6 protein-coding genes are annotated in these 13,287 nt (G+C 31.8%); 4 read left to right on the plus strand and 2 right to left on the minus strand.

Features of this window, described 5'->3' with window-relative positions; genetic code table 11:
- The first annotated feature begins 184 nt into the window (after nucleotides 1-184).
- The 4 genes from ABMY20_RS00760 to ABMY20_RS00775 all read left to right on the plus strand — a co-directional run bounded on the left by ABMY20_RS00760 (nucleotide 185) and on the right by ABMY20_RS00775 (nucleotide 10,902).
- Nucleotides 185-6,304, plus strand: coding sequence for an alpha-2-macroglobulin family protein (locus ABMY20_RS00760; protein WP_349264372.1), 6,120 nt, complete (start codon nucleotides 185-187; stop codon nucleotides 6,302-6,304).
- Nucleotides 6,305-6,346: 42 nt separating this feature from the next.
- Nucleotides 6,347-6,820 carry a hypothetical protein gene (locus ABMY20_RS00765; protein ID WP_159613098.1) on the plus strand — a complete coding sequence of 158 codons (474 nt, stop codon included), beginning with the start codon at nucleotides 6,347-6,349 and terminating at the stop codon, nucleotides 6,818-6,820.
- 267 nt (nucleotides 6,821-7,087) lie between these two features.
- Nucleotides 7,088-9,835 (plus strand): TonB-dependent receptor, encoded by a 2,748-nt coding sequence (locus ABMY20_RS00770; RefSeq protein WP_349264373.1) that lies wholly within the window; start codon nucleotides 7,088-7,090, stop codon nucleotides 9,833-9,835.
- A 2-nt stretch (nucleotides 9,836-9,837) separates the two neighbouring features.
- Nucleotides 9,838-10,902 (plus strand): phytase, encoded by a 1,065-nt coding sequence (locus ABMY20_RS00775; protein ID WP_349264374.1) that lies wholly within the window; start codon nucleotides 9,838-9,840, stop codon nucleotides 10,900-10,902.
- Nucleotides 10,903-11,098: 196 nt separating this feature from the next.
- Here ABMY20_RS00775 and ABMY20_RS00780 read toward each other — a convergent pair whose 3' ends face one another.
- Both ABMY20_RS00780 and ABMY20_RS00785 read right to left on the minus strand, forming a co-directional pair.
- Nucleotides 11,099-11,614, minus strand: a complete 516-nt coding sequence (locus ABMY20_RS00780) for a DUF4136 domain-containing protein (protein WP_173359818.1) — start codon at nucleotides 11,612-11,614, stop codon at nucleotides 11,099-11,101.
- Between the two features lie 102 nt (nucleotides 11,615-11,716).
- Nucleotides 11,717-13,201, minus strand: a complete 1,485-nt coding sequence (locus tag ABMY20_RS00785) for a S8 family serine peptidase (RefSeq protein ID WP_349264375.1) — start codon at nucleotides 13,199-13,201, stop codon at nucleotides 11,717-11,719.
- Nucleotides 13,202-13,287 lie beyond the last annotated feature (86 nt).

Here is a 13,287-nt window from a genome sequence, read left to right on the forward strand (position 1 = left end):
GTAATGTAAGCGTCAAAAATACAAAACCAAGCGAGAATTTTAAGTATCTTTAAATCGAAACTCATTAAATAGCTATGTTAACTCACTCAAATAGTATCTTTACAAACTTTAACTTGTAAAAAACTACTGTTTTTAAGTGTTTTGTTCATATAAATTTACGATTAGCATCAAAAAATATAGATAAATGAAAAGAATAACCCCTATTTTACTAATGATTTTATTTTCAGCCTTAGCACACGCCCAAGAAAACTATACCACCCTTTGGGAAAAGGTGCACAAGCTTGAAGCTGAAAACTTACCTAAATCTGCTTTAAAAATAGTAAACACTATTTACGATAAAGCTGAAAAAAGTAACAATGCTCCTCAAATTATAAAATCATTGTTTTATAAAAGTAAGTATGCTCTAACTTTAGAAGAAAATGCGCAATTAAAAATTATTGATGAGTTTAAACAACAAATTAATCAACATAATTTTCCGACAAAAAATGTGCTAGAAAATGTATTAGCTAATTTATACTGGCAATATTTTAATCAAAACAAATGGAAATTTTACAATCGTACCCAAACACAAGAAAAAGTAGATGGAAATGATTTTAGAACATGGGACTTAAATACGTTGTTTGCTGAAATTCATTGTCATTATCAAAATTCTTTAGAAAATGAATCTGCACTACAAAAAACAGACATTTATACTTTTAAAGATATTATTCAAGCAGAAAAAGACTCTAAAAAATACCGCCCTACCCTATTTGATTTTTTAGCGCACAATGCCTTAGAGTTTTATAAAACCACAGAAACTAACATCACAAAGCCTACTTATCAATTTAAAATTGATAACGCTTTATACTTAAGTGAAGCTGATAAGTTTTCTGCTTTAAACCTCACTACAAAAGATGATTTATCATTACAGTTTAATGCCTTAAAAATCTATCAAAAATTAATAACCTTTCATTTAAAAAACAAGAATCTTAATGCGGTTGTGGATGCTGACATTCAACGATTACAGTTTGTTAAGCAGCATATAACCTTAAATAACAAACAAGAGTTATTATTACAAACACTAAAAACATCAGTTAATAATTACAAGAACAATGAAGTTTCTGGATTATATAGTTATGAAATAGCTAGAAATTATAATCAACAAGCTGGATCTTATAAAACTAAAAAAAACGAAGACTTTCGTTTTAAAAACAAAGAAGCACTTGCTATCTGTAAAAAGGTTATTAAACAATTTTCTAAGAGTTTAGCTGCTGAAAAATGTGAAACTTTACAACAACAAATCACAGCTACATCACTCAGTATTCTTTCTGAAAAATTTGTACCAACCCTATCTCACTCTAGGTTACTAGTTACTTACAATAATATTGACAAGCTGTACTTCTCTGCTTATAAAATTGATCATAAACAATTAGAAGAGCTTCAAAAAATTCACAAAGAAGAAGAACGCTTTAACTTTATAAAAAAGCTTACAAAAGCTACTTCATGGAATAGTAACTTACGTAACGAAAAAGATTATTTGTCACATACAACTGAGGTAGTAGTTCCCGAATTAAATCAAGGAAACTATTTAATCATAGCACACCAGAATGATACTTTTAACTCTGAAGACTTATATGCTACTGCTCATTTACAAGCAACCAATTTAGTTTTGGTTGAAAACAATAATGATGGTGTAAAAACCTACCAAGTTGTTGATAGAAATACTGGAAAGCCTGTTAAAGACGCTGAATTATTATTACAAAACAAGCAACATAGGTATGGAAAATCGATTCATAAAAAACTAACAACTGATAAAAACGGATTTGCTTCTTTTAAAAGTGATGCTAGTTATGGTAATGTGTACGTTACTGTAACTCACAAAAACGATTCAGCAGTTTTTGGTAACTATTACCTGAATAAATATCAAAAACAAGCCTCTCCTACTACAAATGATAATCGTATAAATATTAAATCTTTTATTTTTACTGATAGAAGCATTTATCGACCAGGACAAACTGTATACTTCAAAACTATTTTCATTCAAGAAAATGAAGACAAATCAACGTCTTTCACCAATGAGTTTGTACAAGTAACATTAAATAATGTTAACGGTGAAGCAGTAAAAACACTAGACCTAAAGCTAAACGAATATGGGTCAGCTTCAGGTGAAATTATACTACCAAATACAGGGTTAACTGGTGAATATTGGTTTTCTATTGATAAAAGTGAAAAACAAGAAAGCAGGTTTTATAAGACTATAGATTTTGATTTTGAGAGAGAAGATTATATCACTCGTATTTCAGTAGAGGAATATAAACGTCCTAAGTTTAAAACAGAATTTAAACCTGTAACAAAAACCTATAAGTTACATGACAGCATTACCGTAAACGGATTTGCAAAAGCTTTTGCTGGTTCAACTATCTCAGATGCTAAAGTAGTATATCGTGTGCATCGTAAAGTACAATATCCTATTTGGTGGTACTGGCGTAAACCTCAGTTTACTTCAGAAGCACAAGAAATTACACACGGTGAATTAACAACTGATGCACAAGGTAACTTTTCAATTACTTTCAAAGCCTTACCTGATGAAAGTGTGAACAAAGAAAACTTACCTGTTTTTGAATATGAAATCACAGCTGATGTAACCGATGTTAATGGAGAAACTCGCTCAGCAACCTCTATTGTAAAAGTTGGGTATCATGCATTACTTGCTACTTTACAAATTCCTTCTACAATACATAAATCGGACAAGGAAACAACAATTGAAATGTCAAGTAAAAATTTAAATGGGGAATTTACACCTGCTAAAGGAAGCATTAAAATATACAAATTACAAGCTCCTAAAAATCCGTTACGTAAAAGATCTTGGGATACTCCAGATTATCAAGATATTTCAGAAAGTGATTTTAGAAACTTATTTCCTCATGAAGCTTACACTTCGGAAGAACAAAATCCTCATAATTGGAAAAAAGAAAAATTAGTATTTGAGCAAAATTTCAATACAGAAGAATCTAAACAAATTATACTTAATAACTATAAAAAATGGGCTTCTGGTAAATACATAACCGTATTAAGTTCTAAAGATAAGTTTGGACAAGATGTTACAGACAAAGCTCTTTTTACAATAATTGATAACAAAGAAAAAAGTGTAACCGACAATCAGTTGTTCACGTATAACACAAATAAAACAACTTATAAGCCAAATGACATTACTAAGTTACAAATTGGTTCTGCTTCAAAAGATGTTACGGTTATAGTTCAAATAGAAAAGAATCATACCATCGTAAACACAGAGCTTATTCATTTAAATAACAAAATCAAAACAATTGAAGTTCCTGTTACGAAACAAGATGTTGGCGGGTTTGTTATTAAATACTATTTTGTGAATTACAATAGTTTTGTAAGTGGAATCATTCCTATTTCTGTTCCAAATGAACAAGATAACATTACTATAGAAACCAATACGTTTAGAGATAAATTACAACCTGGAACTCAAGAAACATGGAGTTTTACCATTAAAAACGACAAAAATAACAAAGTAGCAGCAGAGATGCTTGCGAGTATGTACGATGCTTCTTTAGATGAATTTAAACCTCATAATTGGGAGTTTTCACCTATCTCTACTTCTACATATTACTCGTATACTGGTAACGCTAATGCATATCAAAGTTTTGGTAATGAACGTTTCAGAGTTTTTAACAATACTTATCCATCATCTTTTAAAACACAACGATATGACCAATTAAATTGGTTTGGGTTTTACTTCGGAATAAATAGAAATATTCGTTTAAGAGGCTTAGCTATGAGTGCTAAAATGCAACCTTCTCCAGAAAGAGAAATAATTGTTGAAGAGAAAGAACTTTTAGATGCTCAAGAAGCTGATTTGGCAAATGATTCAGTTATGACGGGATACGCTAAAAAAGAATCTAAACAAGAAAACGTTTCTTTAGATGGAGTTCAAATTCGTAAAAACCTTCAAGAAACTGCTTTTTTCTATCCTCATTTACAAACCGATAAAGAAGGAAATATCACCTTTAGCTTCACCACTCCAGAAGCTTTAACTCGTTGGAAATTGCAGCTACTAGCACACACAAAAGAATTGCAATCTGCTACCAAAACATTAACTACTGTTACTCAAAAAGAGTTAATGGTAATGCCTAATGCTCCTAGATTCTTAAGAGAAGGTGATCAAATTACATTCAGTGCTAAAATTGCTAATATTTCTGATAAAAACTTAGAAGGTACAGCACAACTTATATTAACTGATGCTATTACAGGAAAAGAAATCAACCTGTTAAGTAATTCTTCTAAAAATCAGTCTTTCAGTGTTGATTCTAACGGAAACACGAATGTATCTTGGAACTTATCAATTCCTGATACTTATCAAGCAATTCAATATAAAGTAATTGCCAAGGCAGGAGATTTTTCTGATGGAGAACAAAATGTATTACCTGTTTTATCAAACAGAATGTTAGTTACAGAAACGCTACCTATGTGGGTTCGTTCAAATCAAACCAAAACATTCACATTAGATAAACTAAAAAATCAAACTTCGACTACGCTCAGCCACCATAAATTAACGTTAGAAGTAACTTCTAATCCTGCTTGGTACGCTGTACAGGCTTTACCCTATTTAATGGAATACCCGTACGAGTGTAGTGAACAAACCTTTGCTCGTTATTATGCAAACACACTCGCTAGTCATATTGCAAATTCAAATCCAAGAATACAAGAGGTGTTCAATGCTTGGAAATCTTCAGATGCTTTATTGAGTAACTTAGAAAAGAATCAAGAGTTAAAATCATTGATTATCCAAGAGACTCCTTGGTTACGTGATGCTCAATCAGAGACTGAACAAAAAAAGCGTATTGCTTTGTTATTTGATTTAAACAAAATGAAAAACGAGCAACAAAACGCTATTAATAAACTATTGCAAATGCAATTAAACAATGGAGGGTTCCCTTGGTTTAAAGGGAATGATAATCCTAATGTTTATATCACGAATCATATTGCTACTGGTTTTGGACATTTACAAAAATTAGGTATTGATAATAAAGATGATTCTTTACAGAAAATGCTTGTAGATGCTATCCACTTTTTAGATGCTGAAGTTGAACATACCTACAAGAAATTATTAGAAAGTGCTGAACGTATTAAAGCTGAAAAAGGACAAAAAGAATACACTAAGTATTTGGAAAAAAACCACCTAAACTACTTTATTATTCAATATTTATACATGCGTTCTTTTTATAAAGATATCAATGTTAATAGTACGACTAAAACCGCTATTAAATACTACAAAAATCAAACAGCAACTTACTGGAAAGAGTTTAGTTTATACGGAAAAGGACAAATTGCCCTAATACAGTTTAGAAACGATAATACATTAGTTGCTAATAAAGTTTTAAAATCTTTAAGAGAAAACAGTATTACTTCTGATGAATTAGGAATGTATTGGAAAGAAAATCAACCGAGTTGGTACTGGCACCAAGCCCCTATTGAAAACCAATCGTTGTTAATTGAAGCTTTTTCAGAAATTGAAAATGATATTCAAACTGTTGATAATCTAAAAATATGGTTACTAAAAAATAAACAAACCAATCGTTGGAAAACTACCAAAGCAACTACTGAAGCTGTATATGCATTATTATTACAAGGTAGTGATTGGATTTCGGTAACTGATATGGTGGATGTAACAATTGGAGAGAAAACAATCAATCCTTCTAAATTAGAAGACACAAAAGTTGAAGCGGGTACTGGTTATTTAAAAACCTCTTGGAATGGTTCTGAAATTACTCCTAATATGAGTACTGTTAGTATTTCTAAAAAAGGAAAAGGTATTGCTTGGGGTGGATTGTATTGGCAATATTTTGAAGATTTAGATAAAATCACTTCAGCAAAAACTCCTTTACAGCTAACAAAAAAATTATTTAAAAAAGTAAATACTAATACGGGCAAACAACTTCAAGAAGTTACAGAAAACACGCAATTAAATGTAGGAGATTTAATGACTGTTAGAATTGAACTTCGCTCTGATAGAGATATGGAATTTGTACACATGAAAGATATGAGAGTAAGCGGAGTTGAACCTATTAACGTATTATCACAATACAAATGGCAAGATGGTTTAGGGTATTATGAAAGTACAAAAGATGCTGCAACAAATTTCTTTTTCGATCGTTTACCTAAAGGAGTATATGTATTTGAGTATGATGTTCGTGTAAACAATGCAGGAAACTTTAGTAACGGAATCACAACTATTCAAAGCATGTATGCTCCCGAGTTTAGTAGTCATTCAAAAGGAGAAAGGTTACTAATTAAGTAAAATAATTTATCTTAGCATTCACAAAACACTAAATTAAAAATTATGAAGAAAATCTTTTTATTCATCGGTTTTTTAACCATTTCATTTTTCACTGCAAATGCACAAGAAATTTCAAATAACGCAATAGGTCTTCGTTTAGGTGATAATGATGGTTTTGGAGCTGAAATAACTTACCAACGTAGATTAAGTGATGCCAATCGTTTGGAAATAGATTTAGGTTTACGTAACGGTAGTAATTATGACGGCTTTAAAGCTACTGGTTTATATCAATGGGTATGGCAATTAGAAAATCGTTTTAACTGGTATGCTGGTGCTGGTGGTGGTCTTGGGCATTGGAATGTAAAAAATGTAGATGCCTCAGAAACCTATATTTTCGCAGCTGGTGTTGTTGGTATTGAATATAATTTTGATATTCCTTTGATGTTGTCATTAGATTATAGACCAGAAATTGGTTTTGGTGATTATTATGACGGGTTCAACTCTGACTTTGGTTTAAGTATCCGTTACCAATTCTAAAAAAACGTTAAACTACATATAACAAAAGCCTCCAAATTAATTTGGAGGCTTTTTTATTTTAAAACTTCAAAAGTTAAATATCAAATGTTTTTAAAAGGTAATTTTTATATTAAATAAAGAATACTTAAACATTATAAAAACCTCAACCAATTAACATATAATCAACCTTATGTATAAGTTTTAATAATTTTTTACTAACAAATTTGAAATCTTGTTGCTAGTTATCGTAAATAATTTCGCCGTGGACAATTCACTAAAGATTTCAAAATGAAAAAAATAATACTAATTACACTTTGCTTGGTAAGTATTTTAGGATACTCACAAAGCAAATCCGGTTTAAAAGGAAGAGTTTTAGACGAAACCAATCAACCTTTACCTGGAGCTACTATTAGCATTCCTTCTTTACAAGTTGGGTTTTCTACCGACTTTAATGGAAATTATGAACTTTTAAATATTCCTGTAGGAAATTACGAGGTTCAAATATCATTTTTAGGTTATCAAACCCTAACAGAAAACATTACGCTTACAAACAATATTCAATCTAAAAACTTTTCGCTAACACCTAAAATAGATAGGTTGGATGAAGTTGTTATTAAAGGAAGTATTGGGAAAGGGCAAGCTAAAGCCTTAAATCAACAAAAAAACAAAGAGAATATAACCAACATTATTTCTGCCGATCAAGTAGGAAAGTTCCCTGATGCCAATATTGGTGATGCCTTAAAACGTGTTCCTGGTATTTCTATGCAAAACGACCAAGGAGAAGCTAGAGATATAGTTATTCGCGGATTAGCTCCTCAATTAAACTCAGTAACCTTAAACGGTGACAGAATTCCGTCTGCTGAAGGAGATAACCGTAGAGTTCAAATGGATTTAATTCCTTCTGACATGATTCAAACTATTGAAGTTAACAAAGCAGTAACTCCTGATATGGAAGGAGATGCTATTGGTGGCTCTGTTAATTTAGTTACACGTTCTGCTCCTACTACTTTTAGAGCTTTCGTTGCTGGTTCTTACGGACAAAACCCTGTAAGAAATACGCCTAACTATAACGTTTCTGCATTAGTTGCCAACAGGGCTTTTAAAAACGAACTAGGCTATGTAATCAATGCTTCATACAACTCTAACGATTATGGTTCAGATAATGTTGAGTTTGAGTGGGAAAAAGAAAACAACAAAACATACATTGGTGAACACGATATTAGACGTTACGATGTAAAAAGAAATAGAATGAGTGTTTCCGCCAACTTAGACTGGACACCTGACAACAACAATACACTTTTCTTTAAATCAATGTACAATCAGAGAAACGACTATGAAAACCGTTATAGAGTGCGTTTTAGAAAAATAGACGAACCAGATGCTACAGGAGTATCAAAAGCTGAAGTACGTCGTCAAACTAAAGGAGGTATCAACAATGATACGAATGACAACACACGTTTAGAGCGCCAAAGCACTTACAATATATCTGTAGGTGGAGAACATATTATTTTCGGAAACATTAAGTTAAACTGGAAAACAGGAACTGCCAAAGCTAAAGAAGAACGTCCAGACGAACGTTATATTAGTTTTGAGAATGATGACATTGAAGTTATGCAAGACTTCTCGCGAACAAACTTCCCTGTATTACGACCAACAAACAATGACTTTAACGAACCTTCAACTTTTGATTACAAAGAAGTAACCCAACAACAAGGATTTACACAAGAACGTAAAATCAGTTCTAATTTTGATGTCTTGGCTCCTATCAATGCTACAGGAGCTTACAAAAACTCTTTAAAATTTGGTTTTAAGTACAAGTACAAAGAAAAAGTAAGAGATAATAGCTTTTATGAGTATGATTTAGAAGATCAATTTCCAACTATGAATACTACCACTACTAAAGATTATACTATTAATGGTTATTTAGCAGGTGACGATTATAAATCAGGTCTTTTCGTTTCAAAAGAATTTTTAGGAAATTTAAACCTAACAGGTGGTGAACTTGTATTAGATGAATTTGTTCCTGAAAACTACAATGCTAATGAAAACATTTATGCTGCATACGGAATGTTGCAACAAAACTTAGGTAACAACTTTTCTTTTATAGCTGGTGTAAGAGTTGAAAAAACAACAATAGATTATAACGGTTTTGCCATTGATGTTGAAACAGCTGATGATTTAAGTGATGTAACTAAAACATCAGGAACTCGAAACTATACCAACTGGTTACCTAACCTACAAGTTAAATACAATATTGATAAAAATACTATTGTTAGAGCTGCTTGGACAAATACAATTGCTAGACCTAACTATTACGATTTAGTTCCTTATAGAAACATTAATAGTGATGATATTGAAGCTGAGTATGGAAACCCTAATTTAGACCCTACTGAAGCGATGAACTTTGATTTAATGTTTGAACACTACTTTAGTAATGTCGGAATTATATCTGCCGGAGCATTTTATAAAGATTTAGATAAATTTATTTACAATTCAGTTACTGAAGAACCAATTACCGTTGGGGGTGTTACAGAAACCTATGATGTTACACGACCTTTTAACGGAGGTACTGCCGAAATTTATGGTTTTGAAGTAGCTTTACAACGTAAACTAAACTTCTTACCTGGTTTCTTAAGAAACTTAACAGTGTATGGTAACTATACCTATACAGACTCTAAAACAGATGGTATTGCCGACAGAGAAGATGGATTGCCTTTGGCTGGTGCTGTTAAAAACATGTTTAACGGATCGTTGGCCTACGAAAGTTCTAAACTATCTATTAGAGCCTCTTTAAACTTTGCTGATGATTATATTTTTGAATATGGAGACGATGCTTTTACAGATGTATTTTATGACGAACAATTGTTTGTAGACCTAAATGCTTCTTACCGTATTACTAAAAACTTACAAGTCTTTGCTGAAGCAAAAAACTTAACCAATCAAGAATTACGTTTTTACCAAGGAACAAAACACCAAACAATGCAAGCTGAGTTTTATAACTATAATTGGAATGCTGGTTTAAAATACAATTTTTAAGAATGAATAATTTATATAAAATAACAATTACTTGCCTTATTTTAAGCGCTTGTAAAGTTGAAAAAATAGTCCATCAAAACCCGCAAGCGAAACCAGTAGTAGCTTTAGTTGCTGATGCTGAAACAGACCCCGTAACTTCTTTTGACGATGCTGCTGATGACCCGTGTGTGTGGATAAATCCCGCTGATGTAACAAAATCAACCATAATTGGCACAAACAAAAAAGAAGGTTTAGAAGTTTATAATTTAGAAGGAAAACGTTTGTATTCCTATAAAATAGGACGTGTAAACAATGTTGATATTCGTGATGGATTTTTATTAAACGGAAAAGAAGTTTCGGTAGTTACCGCTAGTAATAGAACCTACAATACTATTTCTATATTGATTGTAAAACCTACAGGTGAATTAGAAGATGCTGCTGCACGAAAAATAACTTCTAACTTAAAAGAGGTTTATGGTTTAGGAATGTACAAGAGCCCAAAAACTAACAAATTTTATGTTTTTATGGTTGGTAAAAAAGGCGGTGTTGAGCAATGGGAATTGTTTGAAAACAACACTCAAATTGATGCCAAGTTAGTTCGTGAATTTTCATTAGGAAGTCAAGGTGAAGGTATTGTTGCTGATGATGTACATGCCAAAGTATATATTGGAGAAGAGAACAAAGCCCTATGGAAATATGATGCAGAACCCAATGCTGAAAACAACCGTGTAAAGGTTATCAGCACCAAAGATTTGAATATGAAGGATGATTTTGAAGGTGTTACCTTATACGACGCTGGAAACGGAAAAGGATACATTATTTTATCCTCACAAGGAAATAACAGTTATGCTGTTTTTGATAGAGTTAGCAATCAATACCTAGGAAGCTTTTCATTAAAAGACGGTGCTATTGACGGTACCTACGATACGGATGGAATTGATGTAACTTCTGTTAATTTTGGTACAAAATACCCTAAAGGATTCTTTATTGCGCAAGATGGTGCTAATACCCAAGGTAAGGACAGCTTGCATCAAAATTTTAAAATCATTGATTGGCAAAAAATTTCTAAAAGTCTACATTTAGATTAATCAAATTAGTGTATTTGTTGTGTAATTTAAAAAGCCTTTTGGTAAAACCAAGAGGCTTTTTTAATGCTAATAAAATTAGCTTAAAATATAGTCTTGAAAAAACACCTTGATGTTTTGATGAAAACATCAAGGTCTTTTTTGTAAGTCTTCTTAGTGTTTTGTTTTTATAGATTACTAATTACTAGAAAAGTAGCTGTTATTTTGGCGGATAATTATTAATCACTTTACCAATCACTTTTTGAAAATATAATTTCTTTTGTTCTGGAGTAGCTTTTTCTCTTATTTCACTAGTAGCAATTCCTTGCCATATTAACTGGTTGTCTTTACTCTCAACAAAATCAATGGTTAATTGCTGGTTTATTTTTCTACTTTCAATAGGAATACCTCCTGAAATTCCAAATCCAACATTTCTTCCTCCACTTCCTAAGCCAACACCTATCGTATTTCTATTAAGAGATTCTCGCTCCTCAGATAAAATATTAATATACATATCTGGGTTTTCAGTTAATCGCATCCCTTTAGCTTCCAAAGCAGTCGTTATTTCATAAGTGACTCTTTTTACATCTAATTCATTTAAACCTTTACCTGCATCTTCAAAAAAATTGAAGGTCTTATACTGACTAAAATCTGTTTGACTATCGTAATCATATACCACTTTAGAAGAGGCACAACCAATAATAACTAACAGAAAAAAATATTTGTAATACTTCATATATAAATTCTTTACAGTGTACTTAATCAAAAACTATACCTCATAAAAATACAAAAAGCCTCGTTTACACGAGACTTTTTTCTAAGGTTAATTAGTTGATTTTTATTGAACTGCTTTTAACGCATCAATATTTCCATATCCAAACTCTGAATGTTTGTTCGGATAAAAATCAGCGGATTCTTTCATTTTTTGTAAAACTTGTTCTCTTGACCAACTTGGATGTTTTGCCCATACTAACGCTGCAATACCAGCAGTAGTCGCTGTTGCTACAGATGAACCTCCTACATAATTTGCTTGTCCATCATAATAACTCAATACAGGAATTTTATTATCCGTTCCGTTAGTACGTTGCATTTGTACCGTAAAATCAATTTGTGATCCGGTATGACATACATCACACTTACTATATTGTCCTTCTTTAACACCTGTTACCGCAACAGTTTCAGACATACTTGCTGGAAAAATTACTCCATACCAAGTAGTAAACGAAGTAGACGTTCCTCCTGCTGCTAAAATCATTTTTCCTTTGCTATGTGCATACTTTACTGCATCCGATACATTACCAATACTAAAAGGAGAACCTAATGACATAGAAATAACTTTTACATCACTTCTATTTGCCAAGGCTGTTAACGCCTCAACAATACCTCTTTTTTCATGATAATCATCAATTACTACATTTTCAACAGCCCTATACGTTACTAAGTTTGCATTGTAAGCAACCCCTACAGGTAAGTTGTCATTATTTCTTGGAGCAGTCGCTACTGCAGCCATTTTGGTTCCATGACCACACTTATCATTTACTCCATCATAATTATTAGACCACGCCCACCAAGAATCTACAAACGTTCCATATTTCTGAACTGTTCTTCCTGATGAATATCCATCGTTAAAATATTGATTCATCCATTTTTGTTCTGGTGATAGACCTGAATCAACTACTGCTACAGTAATTCCTGACCCAGTACTGTAATTCCAAGCTTGTGAAATATTGTGTGCATCAAAAGACCATGGTAATTTAGCTCCTGGTGCTACTGTTCTATAATCATTGGTGCTTAAAGTAGCCGTACCATAGCCACATCCTGAAGAACCTGATGAACTTGACTTAGCTTGTGCAGTAGACTCTAAAAAACTATAACCTCCCGGTTCTATATAACGAACTCTACTATCTTTTAATAAGACATTTATTGTTTCCTTGTTAGTAACTCTAATATCTAATACATTAATATTTTCATTTACATACAGCTCCGTTTCTCCCTTAGCAGATGTTGATTCAAAGCTTTTTACTAATGCTATTAACTCATCTTTTATATTAGTACTTTCTTCACTTTTTGCATAGTTATTTTTTGAAGTACCGTACCCTATAGTCAAGATATTTTCTCCATGATTTACTGCACTCCATATAGTATGAGCATCTTGTGACATCCATTTGAAATCTCCAGTTTTTTGTAAAGATTCCTTGATTTTTGAATTAATTTCTTTTTTGGTAAGTAAATCTTGATCTTGTTTTATGTCTAATGTTTCATCATTATTAGAACATGAAACCATAGTTAAAACAACCGTTAGGCTTAAAAGTATTTTTTTCATTCTTGAAGGGGTTTAGATTAAATTTTTTCGAATATAGTAAAATTTTAATACAATTTTAACACTTTAAATAATTTAACACATACAGA

Origin of the sequence: Tenacibaculum sp. SSH1-16 (genome assembly GCF_040104435.1) — a bacterium.
Lineage (GTDB): Bacteria > Bacteroidota > Bacteroidia > Flavobacteriales > Flavobacteriaceae > Polaribacter > Polaribacter mesophilus.